The sequence below is a fragment of the Streptomyces griseiscabiei genome (assembly GCF_020010925.1).
In the GTDB taxonomy this organism is placed as follows: Bacteria; Actinomycetota; Actinomycetes; order Streptomycetales; family Streptomycetaceae; genus Streptomyces; species Streptomyces griseiscabiei.
The window spans coordinates 66,968-92,512 of record NZ_JAGJBZ010000006.1 but is presented as its reverse complement, the minus strand read 5'-3'; the positions used below and the strand labels follow the sequence as shown (position 1 = coordinate 92,512).

General features: G+C 72.5%; 20 protein-coding genes and 1 pseudogene. 10 read left to right on the top strand and 11 right to left on the bottom strand.

Going from position 1 to position 25,545, the window contains the following annotated elements:
* The first annotated feature begins 609 nt into the window (after nt 1-609).
* Nucleotides 610-2,154: a peptide MFS transporter gene (locus tag J8M51_RS44995; RefSeq protein ID WP_267300066.1), complete on the top strand. Its 1,545-nt coding sequence runs from the start codon at nt 610-612 to the stop codon at nt 2,152-2,154.
* Nucleotides 2,155-2,239: 85 nt separating this feature from the next.
* Here the strand turns inward: J8M51_RS44995 and J8M51_RS44990 are convergent, their stop codons facing one another.
* From J8M51_RS44990 to J8M51_RS44975, 4 genes are all read right to left on the bottom strand, one after another.
* Nucleotides 2,240-3,391: a hypothetical protein gene (locus J8M51_RS44990; protein WP_398858212.1), complete on the bottom strand. Its 1,152-nt coding sequence runs from the start codon at nt 3,389-3,391 to the stop codon at nt 2,240-2,242.
* 124 nt (nt 3,392-3,515) lie between these two features.
* Entirely contained in the window at nt 3,516-4,253 is a 738-nt protein-coding gene (locus tag J8M51_RS44985; protein ID WP_267300065.1) for a peptidase, read from the bottom strand.
* A gap of 227 nt (nt 4,254-4,480) precedes the next feature.
* Nucleotides 4,481-4,996: an ATP-binding protein gene (locus tag J8M51_RS44980; RefSeq protein ID WP_216591484.1), complete on the bottom strand. Its 516-nt coding sequence runs from the start codon at nt 4,994-4,996 to the stop codon at nt 4,481-4,483.
* A gap of 300 nt (nt 4,997-5,296) precedes the next feature.
* Nucleotides 5,297-5,665: an STAS domain-containing protein gene (locus J8M51_RS44975; protein ID WP_086761068.1), complete on the bottom strand. Its 369-nt coding sequence runs from the start codon at nt 5,663-5,665 to the stop codon at nt 5,297-5,299.
* A gap of 235 nt (nt 5,666-5,900) precedes the next feature.
* Between J8M51_RS44975 and J8M51_RS44970 the strand changes: the two genes are divergently transcribed.
* Nucleotides 5,901-6,824, top strand: coding sequence for an RNA polymerase sigma factor SigF (locus tag J8M51_RS44970; RefSeq protein WP_086761066.1), 924 nt, complete (start codon nt 5,901-5,903; stop codon nt 6,822-6,824).
* A gap of 273 nt (nt 6,825-7,097) precedes the next feature.
* A complete protein-coding gene (locus tag J8M51_RS44965) occupies nt 7,098-9,395 on the top strand; it encodes an RICIN domain-containing protein (RefSeq protein ID WP_086761064.1) in 2,298 nt (765 codons plus the stop codon).
* Nucleotides 9,396-9,417: 22 nt separating this feature from the next.
* Here J8M51_RS44965 and hutI read toward each other — a convergent pair whose 3' ends face one another.
* The 4 genes from hutI to hutU all read right to left on the bottom strand — a co-directional run bounded on the left by hutI (nt 9,418) and on the right by hutU (nt 15,003).
* Complete coding sequence (gene hutI, locus J8M51_RS44960) at nt 9,418-10,728, bottom strand: imidazolonepropionase (protein WP_086761062.1); 1,311 nt, start codon at nt 10,726-10,728, stop codon at nt 9,418-9,420.
* On the bottom strand, nt 10,725-12,062 hold the full coding sequence (locus J8M51_RS44955; RefSeq protein WP_267299636.1) for a formimidoylglutamate deiminase: 1,338 nt from the start codon (nt 12,060-12,062) through the stop codon (nt 10,725-10,727). Before J8M51_RS44955 ends, hutI begins: the two co-directional genes overlap by 4 nt.
* Nucleotides 12,059-13,261: an allantoate amidohydrolase gene (locus J8M51_RS44950; protein WP_267300195.1), complete on the bottom strand. Its 1,203-nt coding sequence runs from the start codon at nt 13,259-13,261 to the stop codon at nt 12,059-12,061. The genes J8M51_RS44955 and J8M51_RS44950 overlap by 4 nt, the downstream gene beginning before the upstream one ends.
* A gap of 68 nt (nt 13,262-13,329) precedes the next feature.
* Nucleotides 13,330-15,003: a urocanate hydratase gene (gene hutU, locus J8M51_RS44945; protein WP_267300064.1), complete on the bottom strand. Its 1,674-nt coding sequence runs from the start codon at nt 15,001-15,003 to the stop codon at nt 13,330-13,332.
* Nucleotides 15,004-15,190: 187 nt separating this feature from the next.
* Here hutU and J8M51_RS44940 point away from each other — a divergent pair, with 187 nt between their 5' ends.
* The 7 genes and pseudogenes from J8M51_RS44940 to J8M51_RS44910 all read left to right on the top strand — a co-directional run bounded on the left by J8M51_RS44940 (nt 15,191) and on the right by J8M51_RS44910 (nt 22,104).
* A complete protein-coding gene (locus J8M51_RS44940) occupies nt 15,191-16,624 on the top strand; it encodes a type III PLP-dependent enzyme domain-containing protein (RefSeq protein WP_267300063.1) in 1,434 nt (477 codons plus the stop codon).
* A 381-nt stretch (nt 16,625-17,005) separates the two neighbouring features.
* Nucleotides 17,006-17,404: a hypothetical protein gene (locus J8M51_RS44935; RefSeq protein WP_086757424.1), complete on the top strand. Its 399-nt coding sequence runs from the start codon at nt 17,006-17,008 to the stop codon at nt 17,402-17,404.
* Nucleotides 17,401-18,384: pseudogene (locus J8M51_RS44930) on the top strand (hypothetical protein); the annotation flags it as partial. The gene J8M51_RS44935 and the pseudogene J8M51_RS44930, both read left to right, overlap by 4 nt.
* A gap of 310 nt (nt 18,385-18,694) precedes the next feature.
* On the top strand, nt 18,695-19,333 hold the full coding sequence (locus J8M51_RS44925) for a roadblock/LC7 domain-containing protein (RefSeq protein ID WP_267300062.1): 639 nt from the start codon (nt 18,695-18,697) through the stop codon (nt 19,331-19,333).
* Nucleotides 19,334-19,350: 17 nt separating this feature from the next.
* Complete coding sequence (locus J8M51_RS44920) at nt 19,351-19,725, top strand: roadblock/LC7 domain-containing protein (protein ID WP_013003073.1); 375 nt, start codon at nt 19,351-19,353, stop codon at nt 19,723-19,725.
* Nucleotides 19,726-19,843: 118 nt separating this feature from the next.
* Entirely contained in the window at nt 19,844-20,560 is a 717-nt protein-coding gene (locus tag J8M51_RS44915) for a lipoprotein (RefSeq protein ID WP_398858159.1), read from the top strand.
* 182 nt (nt 20,561-20,742) lie between these two features.
* Nucleotides 20,743-22,104: an APC family permease gene (locus J8M51_RS44910; RefSeq protein WP_086763232.1), complete on the top strand. Its 1,362-nt coding sequence runs from the start codon at nt 20,743-20,745 to the stop codon at nt 22,102-22,104.
* Nucleotides 22,105-22,135: 31 nt separating this feature from the next.
* Here J8M51_RS44910 and J8M51_RS44905 read toward each other — a convergent pair whose 3' ends face one another.
* The 3 genes from J8M51_RS44905 to J8M51_RS44895 form a co-directional block, all read right to left on the bottom strand.
* Entirely contained in the window at nt 22,136-22,732 is a 597-nt protein-coding gene (locus J8M51_RS44905; RefSeq protein WP_267300061.1) for a hypothetical protein, read from the bottom strand.
* A 144-nt stretch (nt 22,733-22,876) separates the two neighbouring features.
* A complete protein-coding gene (locus tag J8M51_RS44900) occupies nt 22,877-23,770 on the bottom strand; it encodes a MurR/RpiR family transcriptional regulator (protein WP_216590933.1) in 894 nt (297 codons plus the stop codon).
* Nucleotides 23,770-25,386 carry an aromatic amino acid ammonia-lyase gene (locus J8M51_RS44895; RefSeq protein WP_267300060.1) on the bottom strand — a complete coding sequence of 539 codons (1,617 nt, stop codon included), beginning with the start codon at nt 25,384-25,386 and terminating at the stop codon, nt 23,770-23,772. Before J8M51_RS44895 ends, J8M51_RS44900 begins: the two co-directional genes overlap by 1 nt.
* Nucleotides 25,387-25,545: the final 159 nt, after the last annotated feature.

The window sequence follows — 25,545 nt, the reverse complement described above, 5'->3', positions numbered from 1 at the left end:
CAGGTGGAGGGTGATCGGCAAGCGCGATTCACACCTTTGTCCAACGGTTCCCTTACTCTCCCCGGGCATGATCCACTGCGACGGGCGTTTCGTCCCTCCCCCGTGAAGATCCGGGCGCGGGTGTGAAGAAGACGCCCGGCTTCGGTGCGGGTCACGCGCCGATCCCGTGAACATGCCGCCACCGCGCCCCGCCGTGCGGAGCCACCCCCTGCGTCACCCCGTCACGAAACCCCGTATGACCTTCGAATATGCGCTCACGACGGTCTTCTTACCTGTGATCCGCCTCTCAAGCTCTTCCGTTTCCCTCAGCCTTCTGACGTATGGTGACGGAACGCCTGTAGCGACACGTGGGGACCTTTGGCGACATATAACCGCTGAAGGTCTCCTTTCTGTGCGTAATGACCTGTGGCCGGGCCCCGAACACGCGGGACGCATCGATGCGTTGACGCGCGTAGAAGGGCGTGGATCCCGGTGGTCGCCGTCCGCCGTCCCGTGATCCGGGGCGGGATCCCCGTGGGCGTGGGGTGGACGACCCGGCCCACCGGTGCCGGCCGCCCCTCCACCGGGCGCGCGCCCCCACGACGCCGTCCCGACCTGCAAGGAACGACCATGGCGTCCAGCCTGACGAAGGACTCGGCCGGCCAGGGAACCCCCGGCCCCGAACCCACCTTCTTCGGCCACCCCCGCGGACTGGCCACTCTCTTCATGACCGAGATGTGGGAGCGATTCTCCTACTACGGCATGAAGGCCCTGCTCACCGTCTACCTGCTCTCCGGCGGCCCCGACGCCGGCAAGGGGAGCATGGGCGGCGGCCTGGCCATGGACCTGGCCACCACCACTACGATCGTCGCCGTCTACTCGGCGATGGTGTACCTGCTCGCGATGCCCGGCGGCTGGCTCGGCGACCGAGTCTGGGGCCCCCGCAAGACGGTGACGATCGCGGCGGTCACGATCATGTCCGGGCATCTGGTGCTCGCCCTGCCGGGCGGCCAGGCACCGTTCTTCGCGGGCCTCGCACTGGTCGCGGCCGGCTCCGGCCTGCTGAAGGCCAACATCTCGACGATGGTGGGCCACCTGTACGACGGCCCCGGGGACCCGCGGCGCGACGGCGGCTTCACGATCTTCTACATGGGCATCAACGCGGGCGCCTTCTTCGCCCCGCTGGCCATCGGCACGGTCGGTCAGGAGGTGAACTGGCACCTCGGCTTCGGTCTGGCCGCGGTCGGCATGGCGATCGGTCTCGCCGTGTTCCTCGCCGGCAGCCGGACCCTGAGCCCGCGGAGCGACGTGGTCCCGAAGCCGCTCGCTGCCGAGGAGCGCACCGCCTGGCTGCGCAAGGGACTGCTCTGGCTGGCGGTCGCGGCCGTCTTCTACGGCGCTGTGGGCCTCAGCGGCCACTTCACCCTGAACTGGGCGATGATCCCGCTGACCGTCATCGGTCTGGTCGTCCCGGCCGGTGTGCTGCTGCGCATCAAGCGGGACAAGGAGCTGACGGCCGCCGACCAGTCGAAGATGACCGGCTACATATGGTTCTTCGTGGCCGCCGCCGTGTTCTGGATGATCTACGACCAGGGCGCCTCCACGGTCCAGGCCTTCGGCTCGAACAACCAGAAGGTGGCCGGCTCGCTGCTCGGCTTCGAGTTCCCGACCTCCTGGTACCAGTCGCTGAACCCGCTGTTCATCATGGCACTGGCCCCGGTCTTCGCCTGGCTCTGGCTGTGGCTCAACCGTCAGGGCAAGGAGCCCAGCACGGCCGTGAAGTTCGCGATGGCCCTGGTGCTCATCGGTGTCTCGTTCTTCTTCTTCCTGATCCCGCTGGGCATGGCTGCGGACGGCACTCTGGCCAGCCCGATGTGGCTGGTGGGCATCTACTTCATCCAGACCGTCGGTGAGCTGTGCCTCTCCCCTGTCGGCCTGTCGGTGACGACGAAGATGGCCCCGGCCAAGTACGCCAGCCAGATGATGGGCGTGTGGTTCCTCGCAGTCACCGCGGGCGACTCCATCACCGGTCTGCTCTCCAACCCGGCCGTCGGAGGCTTCGACCTCAGCGGCACCGGCATGGTCGCCGTCGAGGCCACCCTCGCCGTTCTCGCCGGCTTCGCGATCTACATGTACCGCAAGAAGGTGAGGGCCCTCACGGGCGACGTCAACTGAGACCGACACCCACCGGACCGCGCGACGGTCCACGGGAAGGGCCGCCGCACCTGGAGATGCGGCGGCCCTTCTCTTTTCCCACCCCTCAAGGGGAGTCGTCCTCCGGCGACGACGAGCGCCGCGCGGCCCGTGCCGCCACCGAGCCCGTGTCCGGTTCCGTGTCCGGCGTGAACCACGGCAGGGCCTCGGATGTCGTGCGTGACGGGGGTGGTGGGGGTGATGAGGGTTGTGGGGTACGGGGCTGGGCGTGCGCGGCGGTGGTGGGGCCCGGGGTGGGGAGCCAGGCGGGGAGTCGGGGTGTGCGCGGGCCTCGTGGCTTCGCGGCGGGGGGCGTGCGGGCGGGGCGCAGCCGGTCCACCGCGGCCATGCCGATCCGGAACAGCGCCGCCGGGACGACGAGGCAGAGCATCAGCCAGAAGAGGGTGACGCCCCAGGGGCGGCCCACGGTCCAGGGCTGTTCGGCGAGGACCTTGCCGCCGTACTTGAGGGAGACGGTGTAGTCGCCGTGGGCCCCGGCCGCGAGTTCCACGGGCAGGGTGACGCGGGCCTCGCTGCCGGGCCGGATGGTGCCGGTCCACTGCTGTTCCTCCCACCTCGGCGCGAACACACCGTGGGAGGTGCCGACCTGGAACACGGGGTTCTTCACCGGGGAGGTCCCGACGTTGCCGACGGTGAGGACGAGTTCGCGGGCGGGCGGCGCCCCGAACCAGGTCAACAGCCCGCTCGCGCCCGTCAGCCGGCCGTCCGTCAGGAGCGACAGCCGCCCGCCGGACGCCTCCCGCGGCAGGGGCTCGACCGAGTGCCCGGCCACCTCGAAGGCCGCGTCGGCCGCCGCCTCGGGGCCCGTGATGGTGGAGACGTGCACGACGCAGGGGCACGGCACCGGCGGCTCCGCCACCGGCAGCTCCCGGCGGAAGCCGCCCTTGCCGTCGGCGGTCACGGCCCGTCCGTCGGCGTTGGCACAGGAGTCCGTGCCGCCGGACACGCCCCGCGCGGGTGAGGCCTGACCGCAGATCAGCACCATCAGGATCGCCTTCGGCCGCCAGCCGGACCCGGTCACGGTGACCGAACCACCGGTCCCCGCCTCCGGCTTGGAGACGTGCACGGTCGGCCGATCCGCCGCCGCGCCCGCCCGCGCCGGGGCGTGCGCCTGCGCGGGCCCGCCCCCGAAGAGCGCCACGAGCACCATGAGCGCCATGAGCGCCACTGCGAGGGCCGACACCATCGTCGGCACCATCGCCGACACCGACCTCGACACCGACCTCGGCATCGACCGCGGCACCGGCATCGACTTCGACTTCGACTTCGGCATCGCGTACGACCTCGGGATCCGCCGCCCACTGATCACGTTCCGGCTCCCGTCAGCGACGTACCGCCTGGTTCCTGCGCGTCACCCACAACGCCCCCGCCGCGCCGGCGAGCAGCACGGTGCCGCCGAGCGTGCCGAGCGCGACCGCCGAGTCCAGGGGCCCGGTCTGCGGGAGCTCCCCGCCCGAGCCGCCCGTACCCGTCGTACCGCCCGTGCCGCCCGAACCCCCGGAGTCCGACCCGCCCCCCGTGCCGCCCGCGGCGGTGACGTCGAGCGTCAGCGACGGGCCGGGATCGTTGCCGGGGGTGCAGGTCGTCACCGTGCCGAGGGCCTTGATGGTGAGGACGCCCGCGGTGAAGTCGACCTTGCCGGTCTTCTTCGGGGTGTAGGTGCCGCTCAGGTCATTGATCTTGATCGGTGTGTTGGCCGGAATCGCCTCCTGGTTCGCCGGCCCGGTCACCGTGAGCGTGCCGCTGTCGGCGCCGCCCAGTTCGATCGTGGCGCTCGGCGTCATCGCGCCCTTGCCCAGTTCGACCGGGCTCGACGAGACACCCTTCTGCCAGGACATCGTGATCTTGTAGTCGTCGCCGCTCTCGACCCCCTTGATGTCGATCGGCGACACCGCGGACTTGTCCCCGATCGGCGTCTTGCAGTTGTACTCGACGTCCACGACCTCGGCATGGGCCACCGGAGCGGCCATCAGCACCGCCGAGCCGGCCAGGGCCGCGAGGCACGCGAGCGCGGCGCTTCGTTTCTGGTACGTCCGGTACGACACCTCGGCACCCCACATTCTGACGGAACATCAGATCGGCGGCTCAAGGTACGCCGGGGCCCTTGGAGAAGGAAGACACACGCAGGTGTCGGATGTGTGTCGACGGGCAGAGCCTGTCGGCGGTCGGAGGCGCGTCGACGAGCGGAGGCCGTGTCGGCGAGCGGAGGTGCGGCGACAGGCGGACGCGCGGCGACGAGCGGCGCCCGCCCCGGCGGGACGGGGCCTGCCCCGCCCCCGGCGGAACGCTAGGCCGGTGCCCCCAGCTCGGCCCACACCGTCTTCCCGGCCGCCCCGGGAGCCCGTACGACCCCCCAGTCCAGACAGAGCCGCTGCACGATGAACATCCCGTGCCCGCCCGGCCGGCCGGCCCGGTGCGGGGTCCGGGGCGCGGGGTTTCCCGTGCCCCGGTCGGACACCTCGATCCGCAGCACCTTGTTGTCGCAGCCGATCCGCAGCTCGGCGGGGCCACCGGCGTGCAGACACGCGTTGGTGACCAGTTCGGACACCACCAGCAGGACGTCCTCGGCCGCCGCGCGGCGGTCCGCGGTCGCGGCCGGCAGCCATCCCCACGCGTGGAGCGCCTGACGGGTGAAGTCACGGGCGAGCGGCACCACTCCGCTCTCGCCGTCGAAGCCGAGACGCCGGGTCCGACGACTCGTGGCGGGGGCCTCGGGCGGGTCTCCGCCGGGCTCCCCGGAAGCGCCGCCGGCACCCGGTTCCGGGCCGCGGTCGCCCGGCGAGAAAGGCCGGGTGGTGCTCATCAGCGCTTCACCTCACCGCTTCACCAGTGCACGATTCAGGACTCATCAAGGGTGCGGGACGAGACCCGCGGTACATACCGTCTTCTGCTGCGTGTTGTCGTGTTGTCCGCCGCCGTCACGCTCCCGCCGCCGTACGTCGCCACGCGTTGTCTTGCGTCGTCATGTCGTCGTCTTCGCTTCAGGATGTCTCCTGCCCGAGCGAACCGTCAGAACACCCACGTTTTCGGCATAGAACATGTGACGCGAATAACCCGGCCGGGACGGGGGGCCGGGGCCGGCCTCGGACACGAGGAACGCGCCCTAGTCGCCCAGGGCCGCGTCAAGGGTGTCGTGGACGGTGAAGACCGCGTCCGCCCCGGTGATCTCGAAGACCCGCGCCACCGCCGGGAGCATGCCCGCCAGATGGACGCCGCCGCCCGCGGCCTCCGCCCTGAGCCGGACGCCCAGCAGGACGTTCAGCCCCGTGGAGTCGCAGAACTCCAGGCGCGAACAGTCCACCACCAGGCGGGTGAAGCCCTTGTCCAGGCAGCTCTCGAGTGGCTCACGCAACAGATCGGCGGTGTGGTGATCGAGCTCACCCGCCGGGGTCACGACGGCGCTGGAGCCCTCTTCCCGCACCTCGACCCGTAGTCGGCCCGACTGTGCGCTGCCGACCGTCCCACGGTCCATGCCGTCTCTCTCCCGACCGTCGTGACTGCTGACTCGCCCTCGAACACTACGCCTTCTCCACACTCCCCGACACCCGAACAATCCCTCGAAAAGGGACATTTCGCCACAGTACGCACTTGCGACGGCGTCGTGAAACCGGGTAGGGCTAGTAGTGACACGAATCGACACGGCCGGCTTTGGAGGCGCCGCACACCGCAGTGCACGTATTGGCATCGGCGGCCATATGCCGAGAACGATGGAGGACATCATGTCACCCCGGCTCGACGCATCGCATACCCAGAGGGCGACATCGGCATCCGCCCCGGAAGAGACGGCAGCGACCGAGGACGGCCCCGCCCACGATCCGGGCGACGGTCTCGCCGACCTGCCGGAGATCCCCCCGTACGACGAGGTGGGGCCGGTGGACGCGCGAGCGCTGTCCAAGACCCTCTTCGAGCGGCTGGAGTCCCTCGAAGAAGGCACGTACGACTACTCGTACGTGCGCAACACCCTCGTCGAACTCAACCTGGCCCTGGTGAAGTTCGCCGCCTCCCGGTTCCGCTCGCGCAGCGAACCCATGGAGGACATCATCCAGGTCGGCACCATCGGCCTGATCAAGGCGATCGACCGCTTCGAACTGAGCCGTGGCGTCGAGTTCCCCACGTTCGCGATGCCGACCATCGTCGGCGAGATCAAGCGTTTCTTCCGTGACACCAGCTGGTCCGTGCGCGTACCGCGCAGGCTCCAGGAGCTGCGCCTCGACCTGGCCAAGGCCGGTGACGAGCTCGCGCAGAAGTTCGACCGCGCGCCTACCGTCGGAGAGCTGGCGGAGCGCCTCGGGCTGACGAACGACGAGGTCGTCGAGGGCATGGCGGCGTCGAACGCGTACACCGCCTCCTCGCTGGACGCCCAGCCCGAGGAGGACGACTCCGAGGGCGCGCTGGCGGACCGGATCGGCTACGAGGACCACGGGCTCGAAGGCATCGAGTACGTCGAGTCCCTGAAGCCGCTGATCGCCGAACTTCCGCCGCGTGACCGGCAGATCCTCTCCCTGCGGTTCGTGGCCAACATGACGCAGTCCGAGATCGGGGACGAACTGGGCATCTCCCAGATGCATGTCTCCCGGCTGCTGTCCCGCACGCTGGTACGGCTGCGCAAGGGACTGACGCTGGAGGAGTGAGCGCGGGCGCGCCGAACGGGACGCCGCATGGGCACGTCGAACGGGCATGCCGAACGGTGTCTCGCGCGATGACGGAAATCGGCCGGGCGCGACGGGAGTCACGACACTCCTGGCGTACCCGGCCGAACTGCTGCCGGCCTGCCGCCCGTCCCACCCCCTTACCGCAAGAAACCCCTTCCCTCTCGTTCACCTTCCGTCACTATGGTCACGCGCCAGGCTGTTCGGTATGTCAGAAGCCGACGGGCGGACACGGGGGTGCGAGGAGGCACGAGGATGACTCGGGCTCGGGACGAGCGCCCCGGCGGCGACGGCCATGAGGACCATCAGGACACCGGCGCGCCGGGCGCACGCCCCGACGACGGGTCCGATCACCGGCACGCGGACGCGTCCGACGCACGGCTCACCACCCTGCTGCGCGCCGACACGCCGGTCGCGTACACGGCCCTGCGCGAACTGCGCGAACGCCACCGCCCCTCGGTCCTCGCCTACGCCCGGCTGTGCGCCGCGAGCGAGTCCTCGGCACGGGAGCTGGCGACGCAGGCGTTCACCATGGCCACCAAGGAGACGGCGCGTGGCGTCGAGCCGGCCGTCCCCTGGCGTCATCAACTGCTCCTGCTGACCGTCCGGGTGGCCGCCACGTGGACCGCGGACGGACACGCGACCGGCCTCGCCGCCGCCCTGCGCCCCGTGCTGGACGCGGCGAGCCCCGACGGCCCCGTCCCGCCCCTGCTCGCGGCGTTCCAGTCCCTGCCGCCCCGCCCGCAGGGCCTCATCTGGTACGGCGTCGTGGAGGAGGAACCGGACGACCGTACGGCCGTCCTGCTCGGCCTCACCGCCGACGACGTCACGTACAAGCGGGAGTCCGCGGTCCAGGCCCTGCGCCAGGCCTGTCTCCGAGCACGTCTCGCCGCCTCCGACGACCCGCGCTGCCAGGACTTCCGTCGGCTCATCGAGGAGTCCGTACGCCCGGACACCCCCCGCCACAGCACCGATCTGCAGGCCCACATGGAGCATTGCGGGCACTGCGCAGGCGCGTACGAGGAACTGTGCGCCCTGCGCGACAGCCCGCGTACGACCCTCGCGGAGGGGCTGTTGCCCTGGGGCGGTACGGCGTACACGCGGGGAGCGAGCGCTGCGCGGAGCGGCGCGAGTGCGTGGGACGGGGGCGGCGGGTACGGCGGAGCGGGCTTCGCCGAGCCGGAGGCCGGGGCGCGGACGGGCGCCGGGAACGCGCCCCAGCCGCCCCAGCCGGGGCAGCCATGGGCGAGCCCCGGGGCGGACTCCCGAGCCGGCGGCTGGGCGGGGGCGGGCATCGACACCGTGTCCGGCCCCGGCGTCAGTTTTGACGTGGGCGCCGGTGCGGGTGCTGGTGCAGGCGGCGGCTCGGGCGACGGTTCCGGTATGGGCATGGGCGTGGGCATGGGCGGGAGGCCTGATTCCGGCTCCGGCGCCGATGGCGACTCCGGTGTGAGCGATGGTGTCGGCGCAGGCATCGGCCCTGGTGCGGGCGGTTCGGGTACCGGAGGCGACAGCGCCGGTGTCGGCTCCGGGCCCGGCATCGACTCCGGCTTCGGGTCCGGCTCCGCCTTCGTACGCGGCCAGGGCGCGGAGGCGGGGTCACGCTCCGACGCCTTCGCCGGGGCGGAGGCGTGGGGAGCCTCCGGCGACGGACCTCCCGGCAGGGCCGCGGAGGCAGGTGCCGCCGCCGGGACCTCTGCGGTCGGCATCGGTGGCGGAGCCGACTCCTGGGCGTCGGCCGGAGCCGACGGCATGACGGCCGGGGCCGGAAACGGAAACGGAATCGGAGCCGGGGAAGGGCCGGAGTCCGGAGCGCCCGGCGGTGGCTGGTCGCCGACCCGGCGGCTCGTGCTGACCTCGGTTGCCCTCGGCGTGGCGCTGGCGCCACTGCTGGCGTTCCTGGTGTTCTCGGGCACGGTCGGCTCGTCCGACGACAACGCGGGTTCCGTCGGGACGCCCGCCACACCGCCCTCGGGACCGGTGACCCCGACGGCTCCGGCGAGCCCGACCCCCTCGGCGTCCCCTTCCGAGAGCGAGAGCCCCTCGAAGCCGCCGGAGAAGGAGAAGCCGACGAAGAGCCCGAGTCCGACTCCGTCGACGTCGGGTCCGGCGACGCCGCAACTGCCCTACGGCCCGCCGCTGAACGGTTCCTACACCCAGGTCGTGAACGTCGCCTCGGGGCTGTGTCTGGACATCCGGGGCGAGTTGGAGAAGGGCACGGACGTCGTCACGGCGACCTGCTCCTCGCGCGCCACCCAGCGCTGGCGCGTGGACTCCGAGCGGGACGCCCTCCAGTCGTTCGCCGACCCCGATCTGTGCCTCGACAGTCGCGGGGCGACCGACGACGGGGTGGGCATCTGGGACTGCGACTCACTGGACGGGGACAACGGCAAGAACCTCAGGTTCGAGTTCGGCCCCCGGGGACTGATCAGCCCGGCGATCGGGCCGGGGTACGCCGTGACCCCGGACGCGCTCGGTTCCGTCAGCTTCGCCGAGGTGTCGGGGCGCGACGGCCAGCGGTGGCGGGCGGGCGCCGGCCCGGTCCACACCTGAGGCCCCGCCCGGGAACCGCCGGTCAGACCACGCGTACGCCCCGGCGCCACACATCCGTGACCAGGGGAACGCCCGGCCGGTAGGCGAGGTGGACGTGGCTGGGCGCGTCCAGCAGCGCGAGATCGGCGTACGCGCCGGGCGTGAGGCGGCCGATGTCATCGCGGCGGAGCGCCCGCGCGCCCCCGGCCGTGGCCGACCAGACCGCCTCGTCCGGTGTCATCCCCATGTCCCGCACGGCGAGCGCGACGCAGAAGGGGACGGACGAGGTGAAGGACGAGCCCGGGTTGCAGTCCGTGGAAAGGGCCACGGTGACCCCCGCGTCGAGCAGCCGCCGGGCGTCCGGCCACTGGGCACGGGTGGAGAACTCGGCACCGGGGAGAAGCGTCGCGACCGTACGGCTGTTCGCCAGGGCGTCCACGTCGGCGTCGGTGAGGTGGGTGCAGTGGTCCGCGCTCGCCGCGTCCAGTTCCACGGCGAGCTGGACGCCGGGGCCGTACGACAGCTGGTTGGCGTGGATGCGCGGGTGCAGGCCCTTGGCCTTGCCCGCCGTGAGGATCGCGCGGGCCTGGTCGCCGTCGAAGGCGCCCTTCTCGCAGAAGACGTCGATCCAACGGGCGTACGGGGCGCAGGCGTCGAGCATCTCGCCGGTCACCAGCGCCACGTACGCGGCGGGGTCGTCGGCGTGGTCCGGGGAGACGATGTGGGCGCCGAGATACGTCACCTCGTCCGTGTGCCGGGCGGCGATGCGCAGGGCCCGTGCCTCGTCCTCGACGGTCAGGCCGTAGCCGGACTTCGTCTCGAAGGTGGTCGTGCCCTGCCGGAGCGCCTCGCGGAGGTAACGGGTGAGGTTGGCCTCCAGTTCCGCGTCGGTGGCGGCACGGGTCGCGGCGACGGTCGTACGGATGCCGCCCGCGCTGTAGGCCCGGCCGGACATCCGGGCGTTGAACTCGGCGGTCCGGTCGCCCGCGAAGACGAGGTGGGAGTGGGAGTCCACGAAGCCCGGGATCACCGCCCGTCCACCGGCGTCGACCCGATTGTCAGTGGCGGGTGCTTTGCTCTGTTCACCGGTCCACGCGATGCGTTCACCGTCGATGACGACGGCCGCGTCCTGGATCAGTCCGAGAGGCGAACCGTCGCCGAGGGAGGGGTCGTTGGTGACCAGGGCAGCGATGTTGGTGATGAGCGTACTCGCGGTGCTCGCCGAGTCGGCGGGGCTGACGGTCGTCGGGCTGCTCATGGCGTCCTTGGTTGCTTGGTCGGCGGTCGGATCGGGTTCGGGGGCCGAGGAGGCCGAGGAGCGGGCCGGGCGCGGGGGCGGCCCGGCCCGGGTCATCCGCGGAGTGCTGCGATGGCGTGCGCGAGGGCTTGTGGCACGTCCGGGACGCGTGTGTGTGTCCCGTCGCGTACGACGTGTCGTCCCGCGGTCACTGTGTGGGTCACGTCCGCTGCCGACGCGGCGAATACCGCGGTCTCCGCGCCGAGCCGTGGCAGCGGCCCCGCTGTCCTGACCGTGTCGAGCGCGAGGGTGGTGAAGTCGGCGAGCGCGCCCGTCTCCAGGGTGCCGGCCTGGTCCCAGCCGAGCGCGGTGTGGCCGTCGGCGGAGGCCGCGCGCAGGAGGGCGGCGGCTGTCCAGTGGCCGCGGGTGCGGGTGCGCAGCCGTTCGTTCAGCTCCATCGCGCGGGCTTCTTCGAGGAGGTCGATGACCGCGTGGCTGTCGGAGCCCAGGGAAAGGGGTGAGCCGGCTTGCTGGAGGGCTACGGCCGGTCCGATGCCGTCGGCGAGGTCGCGTTCGGTGGTGGGGCACATGCAGGTGCCGGTGCCGGTGTCGCCGATCAGGGTGATGTCGGTGGTGGTGAGGTGGGTGTTGTGGACGCCGGTGGTGCGGGGGCCCAGGACGCCGTGGTCGGCCAGGAGGCGGGTGGGGGTGCAGCCGTGGGTCTGGTGGCAGGCGTCGTTCTCGGCCGTCTGCTCGGAGAGGTGGACGTGGAGCGGGGCGTGGCGTTCCTGGGCCCAGTGTGCGACGGTCGCCAGCTGGCCGGCGGGGACGGCGCGTACGGAGTGGATCGCGGCGCCGATCCTCGCGTGGTCCCGGTCCTTGAGGAGGGAGGCGCGTTCGGCCCAGGCGTCGGCTGTGTGGTCGGAGAAGCGGAGTTGGTGGGTATCGGGGGCCTTGCCGAAGCCGGCGGAGAGGTAGGCGGTGTCGAGGAGGGTGATGCGGATGCCGGCGTCGTCGGCGGCGGCGATGAGGGCTTCGCCCATGGCGTTGGGGTCGGTGTAGGGGGTGCCGCCGGGGGCGTGGTGGACGTAGTGGAACTCGCCGACGGCCGTGATCCCGGCGAGCGCCATCTCCGCGTACACCGCACGCGCGAGGGCGTGGTAGGTGTCGGGGGTGAGCCGGTCCGCCACCCGGTACATGACTTCCCGCCAGGTCCAGAAGGTGCCGGAGCCGACCTGGACGGTGGAGCGCAGGGCCCGGTGGAAGGCATGGCTGTGGGCGTTGGCCAGGCCGGGCAGGGTGAGGCCGCGCAGGACCACTGCGCCGGGCGGCGGGGTGTCGAGGTTCTGGCGGACGGCGGTGATGCGGCCGTCCGTCACGGTCAGGGTCACGCCGGGCTCGACGTGGGTGTCGAGCCAGGCGTGTTCGAGCCAGTAGGTCGTCGATGTCACCTGCGGGCCAGCCCTTCCAGGATGTCGGCGAGGGCGCTCACTCCGGTCAGGCAGTCGTCCTCGGCGGCGTGTTCGGCCGGGGAGTGGGAGATGCCGGTGGGGTTGCGCACGAACAGCATGGCGGTCGGGACGGTCCCGGAGAGGATCCCGGCGTCGTGTCCGGCACCGGTGCCCAGGACCGGGACCGTCAGACCGGTGTCCTTGCCCAGGATGCGGGCGAGTTCGGTGCGCAGGGCGTGGTCGAACTCCACGACCGGGGTGAAGGACTCCCGGACGATGTCCAGATCGATGCCATGCGCCTGGGCGTAGTCGCGGGCGGCCTCCTCGATCCCGCCGACCACTGTGTCGAGGCTTTCCTGGTCGGCGGCGCGGGAGTCGAGCCAGCCACGCACCAGGGAGGGGATGGCGTTGACACCGTTGGGTTCGACGGAGATCTTGCCGAAGGTGGCCACCGCCCCGGCGAGCTGGGCCTGGTGACGGGCGGCCAGGACGGTCTGGGCGTAGGACAGCATCGGGTCGCGGCGGTCGGCCAGGCGGGTGGTGCCGGCGTGGTTGGCCTCGCCCCGGAAGTCGAACCGCCACCGCCCGTGCGGCCAGATGGCACTCGCGATGCCGACCGCGTCCCCGGACAGGTCCAGGGCCCGGCCCTGCTCGACGTGCAGTTCGACGAACGCCCCGATCCGGGCCAGCCGCTCGGGGTCCGCCCCGATGGCCTCAGGGTCGTAGCCGGCGGCCTCCATCGCCCGGGGCAGCGTGATCCCGTCACCGTCGGTCAGCCGGTGTGCCTGCTCGACGGTCAGCTGACCCGCAGCCAACCGTGACCCGGCACAGGCCAGCCCGAACCGCGCCCCCTCCTCATCACCGAAGTTGACGATGGCCAGGGGCTTGTCGAGGCGGGCGCCCCGGGCACGGAGTTCGTCCAGCGCGGCGAACGACGACACCACGCCCAAAGGACCGTCGAAGGCCCCGCCGTCGGGCACCGAGTCCAGGTGCGAGCCGGTGACCACGGCATCCCCAGCGGCCGGGTCCCCCAGCCAGGCCCACTGGTTGCCGTTGCGGTCGACCTCGTAGTCCAGCCCCCGGTCCCGCGCCTGCTCCTCGAACCAGGCCCGGCACTCGGCATCCGCCCCGGTCCACGCGAACCGCCGATATCCACCGGAATCCGAATGCCGCCCGATCGGTGCGAGGTCCCGCCACATCTCATGGAAGGAGGCACCGCCGGCGGCCGGCTGGGAAGCGCCGTCGATCAGTTCAGGCCGACTGCGGGTCACGCGTCCTCACCCTCGTGCCCCTCACGCATGGGTACGCGTACGCCCCGCTCGTCGGCGACGGAGTCCGCGATGTCGTAGCCGGCGTCGACGTGCCGGATGACGCCCATCCCGGGGTCGTTGGTCAGCACCCGCCGCACCTTCTCCCCCGCCAGCTTCGTCCCGTCCGCCACGGAGACCTGACCTGCGTGGATCGACCGCCCCATGCCGACGCCGCCGCCGTGGTGGATGGACACCCACGACGCACCGGAGGCCACGTTGACCATCGCGTTCAGCAGCGGCCAGTCGGCGATCGCGTCGGAACCGTCGAGCATCGCCTCCGTCTCCCGATAGGGAGAAGCAACAGAACCGCAGTCGAGGTGATCGCGGCCGATCGCGAGCGGCGCGGCCAGCTCACCGGAGGCGACCATGTCGTTGAACCGCTCACCGGCCTTGTCGCGCTCGCCATAGCCCAGCCAGCAGATACGGGCGGGCAGGCCCTGGAAGTGCACCCGCTCCCCGGCCATCTTGATCCAGCGGTGCAGCGACTCGTTCTCCGGGAACAGGTCCAGGATCGCCCTGTCCGTCTTGGCGATGTCGCTCGCCTCACCCGACAGCGCCGCCCACCGGAACGGCCCCTTGCCCTCACAGAACAACGGCCGGATATAGGCGGGCACGAAGCCCGGGAAGGCGAACGCACGGTCGTATCCCGCGAGCTGCGCCTCACCCCGGATCGAGTTGCCGTAGTCGAAGACCTCCGCACCCGCGTCCATGAAACCGACCATGGCCTCCACATGCCGGGCCATGGACTCACGGGCCCGGGTGGTGAACCCGGCCGGGTCCTTCGCCGCCGCATCCGCCATGTCCTCGAAGTCCACGCCCACCGGAAGGTAGGCCAGCGGATCGTGCGCCGAGGTCTGGTCGGTGACGATGTCGACCGGCGCGCCCTCCGCCAGCATCCGCGGCAACAGCTCCGCCGCGTTGCCCAGCAGACCGATGGACAGCGGACGACGGGCATCCCGCGCCTCCACCGCCAGCCGCAGCGCATCCTCCAGGCTCTCGGCCCTCACATCCAGGTACCGGTGCACGATCCGGCGCTCGATCGCCCGCGGATCGACATCGATACAGATCGCCACACCGTCGTTCATCGTCACCGCCAGCGGCTGGGCGCCGCCCATCCCGCCCAGGCCCGCGGTGAGCGTGATCGTCCCCGCCAGAGTGCCGCCGAACTTCTTCGCCGCGACCGCGGCGAACGTCTCATAGGTGCCCTGAAGGATGCCCTGCGTACCGATGTAGATCCAGGAGCCGGCGGTCATCTGGCCGTACATGGTCAGCCCGAGCTGTTCCAGTCGGCGGAACTCCTCCCAGTTGGCCCAGTCGCCGACAAGGTTGGAGTTGGCGATGAGGACGCGGGGAGCCCACTCGTGGGTCTGCATGACGCCGACGGGGCGGCCGGACTGGACGAGCATGGTCTCGTCCTGCTTGAGGGTGCGCAGGGTGCGGACCATGGCGTCAAAGGAGCGCCAGTCCCGGGCCGCCTTGCCCGTCCCGCCGTAAACAACGAGCTTGTCGGGGTGCTCGGCGACCTCGGGGTCGAGGTTGTTCTGGAGCATCCGCAGAGCGGCTTCCTGCTGCCAGCCCAGAGCACTGAGCTCCGTACCACGCGACGCTCGGACGGGGCGGGGTCCTGACACGGGTCTGCCTCCTCGCTTTACAGCAACTATTCACATCCTCACCCGATGAATAGAGCTAGTCAATACAGCCGTAGGGCCAGCGGGGGCGCGCCGTGGATGTTTGGCTGGACACATCGGCCCTCCGGGCCCGGAGGACGACACGACGGACGACACGACGGACGACGCGACAGCGACAGCGGGGGAAGAGATGGGAGACGTGACGAACGGAACCGTCGGGGAGGGGCCGGCCGAAGGCCGGGCCCACCCGCAGGACGAGGAAGACACCGAGCGCACACTGCGGCTGTTCGACACCGACGGCGAGCGGGCGGCCCGGCGGGACGAGGCCGTGCGGGCGGCGGTGGAGCGGGGGCTGCTCGGCCCCGGTACACCGGTCGTCGCCCTGCTGGACGTCACCGGCATCCGGGCCTCGGCGGGGGCGCTGCGCAGGGCGTTCGACGCGGTGACGGCGCCGGGGACGCCCGTGCTGCACGCGTTCGCGGTGAAGGCGACACCGCTGGTGCCGGTGCTGCGGCTGCTGCGCGAGAGCGGGATCGGCGCGGAGGTGGCGAGCGCCGGGGAGCTGGCCCTGGCGCGGGCGGCCGGGGTGTCACCGGGCCGGACCGTGCTGGACTCGCCCGCGAAGACCCCGGCGGAGCTGCGGGAGGCGCTGGCGCTGGGGATCGCGGTCAACGCGGACAATCCGCAGGAGCTGGACCGTATCGACGCGCTCGTCCGGTCGGCGACGACCCGCTCGCCGATCGGCATCCGGGTGAATCCGCAGGTCGGCGCGGGGGCGATCGACGCACTGTCCACGGCGACGGCCACATCGAAGTTCGGGGTGGCGCTCCGGGACGAGGGCGCCCGGGAGTGGGTCGTCCGGGCATATCTGGACCGTCCCTGGCTGAGCCGGCTGCACGCGCACACCGGGTCGCAGGGGATGCCGCTGTCGCTGATGACCCGGGGGATCACGGAGACGTACGAGCTGGCGGAGGAGATCAACCGGCGGATCGGGCGGCGGCAGATCGACACGATCGACATCGGCGGCGGACTGCCGGTGAACTTCGCGTCGGAGGCGGCGACACCGACGTACGAGCAGTACGCGCGGCTGCTGGCGGAGGCGGTGCCGGGGCTGTTCGACGGACGGTACGGGCTGGTGACCGAGTTCGGGCGGTCACTGCTGGCGAAGCACGGCACGGTCGTCGCGCGGGTGGAGTACACCAAGAGCGCGGGCGGGCGGGCGATCGCGGTCACCCACGCCGGGGTGCAGGTGGCGACGCGGACGGTGTACGCGCCGGGGGCGTGGCCGCTGCGGATCGCGGCGTACGACGGGAAGGGCCGCGCGAAGGAGGGGCCGGCGGTGGTGCAGGACGTGGCCGGGCCCGCCTGTTTCGCGGGGGACCTGCTGGCGGAGGGGCGGGAGTTGCCGCTGCTCGAACCGGGGGACTACGCGGCCGCGTTGGACACGGGGGCGTACTACTTCGCGCACCACTACGCGTACAACTCCCTGCCGCGGCCGGGGATCTACGGGTACGCGCCCGGGGAGCGGGAGATGCGGTTCGCGGTGGTGCGGCGGGCGCAGAGCGTGGAGGAGATCGTGGCCGAGGCGGGGGGAGCCGACCGGGCGGGGCTGCTGGGGCTCTGAGAGTCGCCTTGCGGGGCGGGGGAGCTGACGTTCGGCGGCTGCGGGTCCGATGGGGTTGCTCGCGCAGTCCCCGCGCCCCTTGGGGGCTCCGGGGCGCCCCGGGGCGGCAGCCGCCCCCTCTCCTGCGCCCCTCGCGCCCCCCAGAATGGTTGGCGGTCGGCTTCTTGTCCGGGCCCGGTATGCAGGGCGGACACATAGGCCCACTTCAGGGCGCTGACGCGTCTCTCCGGCCTCAACAGCGGTGAAAAGCAGGCAAGTCGACCCACCTTAGTCACCTGTCCGCATGTTCCGCTGGAAAATGCCAGATCCCTCACTCCCTCGCGCACACGGTGCGTAGCGTCTGGGTCACTCAGCCGAACCGCAGGCAGGAGGGGAGCCACGGTGCCCGGAATCGACGAGTGTCTGGTGGAGGCCATGAGGCTGCCCGGTGCCCTGGGCGCCGCGGTGGTCGACTGGACCAGTGGACTGGCGCTGGGCACGGTCGGGGAGGCACCCGGCGGTGACCACGAGACGACCGCGGCGGAGGCGGCGGAGCTGGCGCGGCTCGCGGCGGAACACCGGGCGTTCGCGCCGGAGGAGGGTTCCGACTGGTCCGGGGCCGATCTGCCGGTCGAGGACCTGATCGTCAGCAACCGGGACACGTACCACGTGCTGCGGTTCGTGCGGACGACGTTCGACAGCAGTGTGTTCCTGCATCTGTGGCTGGCCCGTACGGACGGCAATCTGGCGCTGGCCCGGATCCGGCTCGGCGAGATGGCGGGACGGCTGGTGCTGGTATGAGCGTGATCACCACACCGGTGCCCACCCCGGCGCCCGCGCTGCCCGTGCGGGGCGAGCACTTCCGGCAGGCCGTCTCCCCGATGCTGAGCCGCCTCGCCGCCGAGCGGGCCACCGGCGTCCTGCTGCGCGAGACCGGTGCGCTGTATCTGTCCGACGGCGAGGTGGTGCACGCCGAGAGCCCCCGGTCCCCGGGCCTGGACGTGCTGCTCACCACCGGCGGTGTCCTGGACACCGACGGCTGGCGGGAGGCGGTCGACACGGCCGGGGCCGGGCTGCGGGTCGGGCGGTTCCTCGTGGACAGCGGCCGGGTCGCCCGGGGCGCGCTGGAGCTGTGCCACGTGGGGGCGCTCTTCGACGCGGCGTACTTCGTGCTCGGCCCAAGCAGCGCGCCGGCCAGCTTCCGTTACGGGGCCGCGCACTGGCTGGGGCCGATCCGTCCGGTGCCGCTGGCCGCCGTGGAGCGCGAGGCCCGGCGCCGCCGGGATCTGCTGCACCGGATCTGGCCCGACCCGGCCACGGACGACGCCCCGCTGATCAGGGCGGCCAGGCTGGAGGCACAGCCGGTCCCGGCCCGCCAGGGAGCCGTGCTCGGTCAGGTCGACGGGTTCCGCACGGCCGCCGAGATCTCCCTGACCCTGGGGCGCCCCGCCTTCCACACCCTCGTGGACATCCGAAGACTGGCCGCCGCGGGACTCATATCCACGGCCCGGCCCGGCCCGCCGAAGGCGCCGCGAACCCCACCGGCCCCGGCCGGCCCGGACCACTCCCCCGCCACCCACCAGGGCCCCGCCCCTGTCACCCCGCCGCAGCCCACGACCTCTCCGGCCGCCCCGGACCGTGTCCCTCCGGCCGACCCGGACGGTATCGCTCCGGCCGACCCGGACCACGTCGGCCCGGCCGCCACGGACCGCGCCACCTCGTCCGGCCCGGGCGACACCGCGTCTGCCGACCCGGGCCACATCGCCTCGACCGACCCGGACCGGCTCCCGCCCGCCTACCTGACCGACCTCGCGACGGGCGGCCGGGGCCACCCCTCGTCGGCGGCCCCGGACCACACCTCACCGGCCCACCCGAGCCGCACCGCACCGGCCGGCTTCACCGGCCGTCCGCCGGCCGCACCGGGGCACCCCCTCGCCGCCGGGCCCCCGTCCGGCGGCGGGGCGCCACCCCTCACCCCACCTTGGCCGCTCACCACCACAGACCCCGACGTGGCTCTACTGCAAAGGCTCAGGGATGCGCTGGAGGCCCTTTGAGCGGCAGCGGGAGCGTCCCGCCGAGAGGAGACTGATCATGGCCGCGGAGGCCGAAGTCCTCGACGAACTGCACCGGTTGAGGGCCCGTGTACCCCAGTTGACCGGCGCGCTCGCGGCCAGCGTGGACGGGCTGGTCCTCGCCCACGACACGCCCGGCGTGGAACCGGAGGGCCTGGCCGCGCTCACCGCCGCCGCGCTCGGTGTCGCCGTACGCATGACGGACGCCGCCGGACGGGGCGAGCTGCGCGAACTGCTGCTGCGCGGCGACCACGGCTATGTGGCGACATACGCGGCGGGCTCGTCCGCCGTGCTGACGCTGCTGGCCCAGGACCGGGTCAACGTGGGCCGGCTGCATCTGGAGGGCCGGCGCGCCGGCGGCCGGATCGGCGAGCTGATGGACGCCCTGCCCCGGCAGGACGCCACGGCCGGGGCGGGCGCCAGGGCGGCCACCAGGAACCCGGCCCGGTCGGTGGCGAGGACCACGGGCACACCCACCGCGCCCGCCACACCCGCCGGACCCGCCACGCCCACCACGTCGGCCACGACCACCACCCCGGCCCAGACACCGGCCAAGGCCACCGTCAGGTCCACCATGCCGCGCCGGACGCCGCGCGCCACCACCCCACGCCCCACCCCCCGAACCACTCCCAACACACCTACCACCAGTGAGAGTTGAAAGGACACCGCATCACCATGGCCAACACCGAGACCACGCTGAAAGAGGCCCTCGCGTCCATCGAGGGCGCGACCGGCGCCGCCCTGGTCGACTACACCAGCGGCATGGCACTGGGCACGATCGGCGGCAGCAAGGGGTTCGACCTCAATGTCGCCGCCGCCGGCAACACCGACGTCGTCCGCGCCAAGCTGCGCACCATGGAACACCTCGGCCTCAAGGGCGAGATCGAGGACATCCTGATCACCCTGTCCGACGCCTACCACCTGATCCGCCTGCTCACCGGCCGCGGCGGCAACGGCCTCTTCCTCTACCTGGTCCTCGACGCCAAGCGCGCCAACCTGGCCATGGCCAGGCACCAGTTGAAGCGGATCGAGGCGGAGCTGGAGGTCTGACCCACCCGGCACCGGGTCACCCACCCGGCACCGGGGCCACGGCCGCGCACCCCACCCGGGGAGCGCCGCCGTGGCCCCCGCTACCGTGTCCGCCCTGAAGCGAGAGACGAGGGTGAGGGTGACTGTGGGAAGAGCGGTACGGGGGACGGTGCTGGCGCAGGTGGCTCTGCTGGCCGGGGTGCTGGCGGGATGCTCGGAGCCGGCGGAGGACGACGGCGCGAAGCCGTCGGCGAGCGCCACCGGCGCGGCGACGGCCGACGCGAAGGACACCGCCGACACGACCGACGAGGCCGACGCCGACGCCGACGCCGACGCCGCGAAGAGCGGCGGCAGTGTCGGCGCGACCGGTTCCGCCTGCGAACTCCCGGTCACCTTCGACACGGCCGAGAAGTGGCAGCCGGAGGCGGTCGAGTCCGAGGAGGACGAACTGCCCGCCGAGTTGGCCGAGGGCCTGCTCCGCCAGGGCCCGTTCACCGCCGCGTGCGAGATCGACGCCAAGCCCGCCGGGAACATCGGCTTCCTCCGTGTCTGGACCGGCGAGGCCGGTGCGAAGCCCGGTGACGCTCAGGCGCTGCTGAAGGAGTTCGTGGCGGCCGAGGGCGACACCAGCAAGGCGAGGTACAGCGCGTTCACCTCGGACTCCGGCGTCTCGGGCAGCGAGGTCGCGTACCTCTACACCAGCGAGGCCCTGGACGAGACCAAGCGGGAGCGGGCCTTCGTCACGGTCACCCCGGACGGGCCCGTGGTCGTCCACCTCGGCGGCCTCGACACCGAGGAGCACGAGCAGATGCTCCCGGCGTACGAGCTGGCCAAGCGGACCCTCAAGACCGGCTGAGCACGACCCGGGCACGGCTGAGCACCGCCTGAGCACCGCCTGAGTACGACCCGGGCACGCCCCGTGCACGGGCCCGCCCCTCACCCGAAAGCTCCGAGAACCGGTTGCGAACGCATCCGAGGCCCGCGACCGGGCAGGAGTTCCCTGGACGGATGGACGGATCACCGACCGGGGGAGGTTCCTTGTCCACCACCGAAAGCGCCGCCGCGACACCCGCACCCGCCGAGGAGGGCGGTCTCAAGCGGGTGCTCGGCCCGAAGCTGCTGATCCTCTTCGTGATCGGCGACATTCTCGGCACCGGTATCTACGCGACCACGGGCAAGGTCGCCGGAAAGGTCGGCGGGGCGCTCTGGCTCCCGTTCGTCATCGGCTTCGTGGTGGCGATCCTGACGGCGGCCTCGTACGTCGAACTGGTCGGCAAGTACCCGAAGGCGGCCGGGGCCGCGCTCTACACGCAGAAGGCGTTCCGGCTGCCCTTCCTGACGTTCATCGTCGCGTTCATGGTGATGTGCTCCGGCCTGTCGTCGGCGAGCGCCGCCGCCCGCGCGTTCAGCGGCGACTACCTGGACGAGCTGACGAACGGCGCGCTGCCGCCCACCCTCGTCGCCATCACCTTCATCGTGCTGCTGGCCGCGCTGAACCTGCGCGGGGTCTCCGAGTCCGTGAAGACGAACGTGGTGCTGACCCTGGTCGAGCTGACCGGTCTGGCGATCATCCTGGCGATCGGCGCCTGGGCGGTGCTGAGCGGTGACGGTGAACCCTCCCGGCTCACCGAGTTCGAGTCCAGCGGCACCGGATACGCCCTGCTCACCAGCGTTCTGGGCGCCACGGCCCTGGGCTTCTTCGCGTTCGTGGGGTTCGAGGACTCGGTGAACATGGCGGAGGAGACGAAGGACCCGACCAGGACCTTCCCCCGGGCGATCTTCATCGGGGTGGCGGTCACGGGCACGATCTACGTCCTGGTGGCCCTGGTCTCGTCGCTCCTGGTGGACTCCGAGACCCTGGCCGGGTCGAGCGGCCCGCTCCTCGAAGTGGTGAAGGCCGGCGGGGTCGACTTCCCGCACAAGTTGTTCGCCCTGATCGCGCTCTTCGCGGTCACCAACTCGGCCCTGATCAACATCATGATGGCCTCGCGCCTCTGCTACGGCATGGCCAACGAACGCATCCTCCCGCGCGGCATGGCCCGTGTCCTGCCCCGCCGCCGCACGCCCGTCGTGGGCATCGTCTTCGTCACCGTCCTCGCCATCGGTCTGGTCTCCACCGGCGAGATCGAGGGTCTCGGCGACACCACCGCGTTCCTTCTCCTCTGTGTCTTCGCGGTCGTCAACATCGCGGTCCTCGTACTGCGCCGCGACCCCGTCGACCACCCCCACTTCCGCACACCGACCGCGCTCCCGGTCCTCGGCGCCGTCACCGCCCTGATCCTGGCAAGCCCGCTGGCCGACCGCCCGGCCGACGTCTACATCCGCGCGGGCGTGCTCCTGGCCATCGGCATCGGCCTGTGGGCGGTGAACAAGCTGGTCCTGCGCGCCCGGGACGAGTGACCCGCCCCGGCCCCGGGCCTCGGCGGCAGTCCTACGACCGCCGCCGTCCACCCCCCGGCGCCGCGTCCCCGGCCCCGATACCGGTGACCCGGTACCCGGCCACCCGCTTGCCCGTCGGCCGGCCGCCGCGCCGGGACAGCCGGTCGACGCGGACCCAGAAGAGCCGGCCCTCGGCGAGTTCGCGGCGGCCGAGCCGGGCCGCCTTGAGCCGGAGGCCGGTGCCGAGGCCGGCGAGCAGCAGGCCGCCCGCGGCCGGGAGCGCGAAGGACGAGCCCAGGGCGGCCGCGAAGCCGAGCAGCAGCCACCATCGATGGCCCCGGCGCCAGGTGCGCAGGGTCACGGCACGGTCCTGGAGGACGTCGTGCTTCCCGGCGCGCACGGCGTCACGCACCGGCGCGAGATATCGCCTGCGCCCCGCCCACACCACCCCGCCGACGGCGACGAGGAACAGCGCGGCCCCCGCCAGCACCCCGATCCGCCGCCCGGTCAGCCCCGACGGCAGGACCCCGACCCCCGCCGCGACCACTCCGAGCCACCACAACGGCGCCGCCCCGGCCCGCACCACGACGGCCACCCGAGCAAGCCCCTGTCCTCCGCGCCCCACGCTCCCCGCCTCCCGCGATCCCATGGCCGTACGGCGTCCCTGGCCGCACGACACCCCGAGGCCGTACGACCTCTCCGGGTCGTCCGACAGTCGCGGGCACGCTAACCGGCGAACGTGAAACGCGCCTGAGAATCGAGGCCTCCCCGAGCCGGAGAGCCTTCCGCACGGCTACTCGACGAACAACCCCCTGGCCGCGGCCTTCGCGTCGAACTCCTCCAGCCGGGCCTGCGCCTCGGGCAGGTCGTCGCACATGGCCTCCAGGAGCACCCGGCCCAGCAGCATCGGGGCACAGGCGGTGTCGAAGGCCAGCCCGGTGCCGACGGCGGCGGGCAGCAGCAGGTCGGAGACCTTGGCGACCGGCGCGAACGCGGAGTCGGCGACGGTGACGACGAAGAGCCCCGCCTCCTTGGCGTACGCGAGGGTGTCGACGACCTCGCGCGGATGCCGGGGCAGCGCGAAGCAGAGCAGGGCGCTCGCCCCGGCCCGGACGGCCGAGTCGATACGGTCGTGGAGCATGGTGCCGCCCTCGTGCAGCGGCCGTACGTCGGGGTGGACCTTGGCGGCGAAGTAGGCGAAGCCGTACGCCTGGGAGGCGGCGGCCCGCAGGCCGAGCACGGGCAGCGGGCGGGACGCGGCCAGCATCCGGCCGGCGCGGGCCACCGGGGCGGGGTCGGCGAGCACCTCGGCCAGATGCCGCAGATTCTCGATCTCCGCCTCGACGGCCTGCTGGTACTCGTTGTACGCGGTGGTGTCCGGGGCGGGTTCGGCGGGCGCGACGTCCCGCAGATGCCGGCGCAGCGCCGGGTAGCCGTCGAAGCCCAGCGCCACCGCGAAGCGGGTCACGGAGGGCTGGCTGACCCCGGCCAGTTCGGCCAGTTCCACGCTCGACAGGAACGGCACGTCGGCCGCCCGGCGCACCATGCTGTGGGCGATGCGCCGCTGGGTGGGCGTCAGCCGGTGCCCCTCGAAGAGCGTCTGCAGCCGCGCGGCGGGACTGTCCGTCGCACCCGCCGCTCCCCCGACGGAACCGGGCGTCACACCCGTACCGTTCTCCGCGCTCATCACGCGCTCCCCCTCCGCAGGTCGTCCTGGACGTCCGTCCAGATCTCGGTGAACCGGTCGAGCAGTTGGGCCGCCGCGCTCACGTCGGCCGTCAGCGGCCGGTCGGCCGGGTCCGGGTCGAGCACGGCCTCCGCCAGCTCCATCGCCCGCCCGACGGGCAGTTCGGGGTCCGGCTTCAGGTCGCGCTGGCGCAGCGCCCGTACGGCGGCGACGAGTTCGCAGCCGACGACGAGCCGGTACGCGCCGCACGCCCGCAGCGTCTGCCGGGCGGCGAGCGAGGCGAAGCTGGCCTGTTCCTCGACGCCCCGGGAGAGTACAGCGTGGCCGAGCGAGGCGGGGGCGGAGAAGGCGCGCAGGTCACCGAGGGCGGCCCCGGCGGCGTACTCCAGGATCATCACCCCCGACGAGGCGGGTTCCTGATCCGCGAGGAAGGGCCTGAGGCGGGTGTAGGCGGGCTCGTTGAGCGAGGAGAGCCGGGAGGTCGACAGCCGTGCCACCTGGGTCACGGCGAGTCTGAAGTGGTCCAGGGCGAGGGCGAGCTGGGCCTGGTAGAAGCCGCCGTGGTGGTAGGCGGCCATGTCCTGCGGGACGATCAGCGGATTCTCCGCCGCCGCGTTGATCTCCACCTCCAGGACCCCCTCCAGCGCGTCCGCCGCGTCCAGCGCGGGCCCGTGGATCTGGGGCAGGCACCGGAAGCCGTACGGGTCCTGGATGCGCCCCAGCGGGGGCGTGGGCCGGTCGGCGGACCCGATCAGCACCCGCATGCGCCGGGCCACCTCCCGCGACCCCCGGTGGGCGCGCGCGAGGTGCACGGGCGCCGCGTACGCCTCGTGCGAGCCGTCCACGGCGAGCAGGGACAGCGCGGCGACGACCTGGGTGGCGGCGATCAGCCCCCGCAGCTCGTGCAGGGCCAGCGCGGCCTGTCCGAGCGTGAGCGCGTTGCTGCTGATCAGCGCGAGCGCGTCGTTGTTGTCGAGCGGCTGCGCCTCGGGGACGCCGGGCCCGGCGTGTCCGAGCCCGGGAGCGGCGCCCCCGGCACCCGGTTCCACCGGTCCTCGCCACGGATGCTCTCCGGCGAGCGCCAGCCCCATCTGGGCCAGCGCGGCGATGTCACCGGTGCCCACCGACCCGAACTCGTTCACCACGGGGTGCACCCCGCTCTCCAGCGCCTCGCAGAGCGCGGTGACCACGGTCGGGCGGAGCCCGGCGCCGCCCGCGAGCAGCTGGTTGGCGCGTACGGCGAGCATGGCCCGGACCTCCCGGGCGGGCAGTTCCTCCCCGATGGCCCCGGCGTGGCTGCGCAGCAGCCGCAGCCCGTGCTCGGCGGCGGCCTCGGTGGGCACGTCCTCGCTGCGGTTGGCGCCGACGCCGGTGGAGCGGCCGTACACGCGTCCGGTCGCCGCGATCTGCCGGGCCGCGTCCCAGGACTCCTCGACCCGCCGCATCGCCTCGCTGCCGGGCACGGGCCGCGCGGTCCCGTCGGCCAGCCGGACGACGTCGGCGACCCCGAGCGCGTACCCGTCGAGGACGACGAGACCGGCCGTACCGGGCGCTGTCGCGACACCGGCCGGCGCGGTGGCGCGGGCGTCCGACGCGCCCACGATCCGAGAAGACATCACCCACGGCCTCCAGCCCCGAACCGATTCCGAATATTCAGACACCGAGAACTCTGCATGAGGTCATACAGGACGGGCAAGGGACGGCGGGCGAACCATCCGGCGGAGGAGGGGAGGGAGGACGGACAACAGGGGGGCTAACCCCAGTGCCAAGCGGCC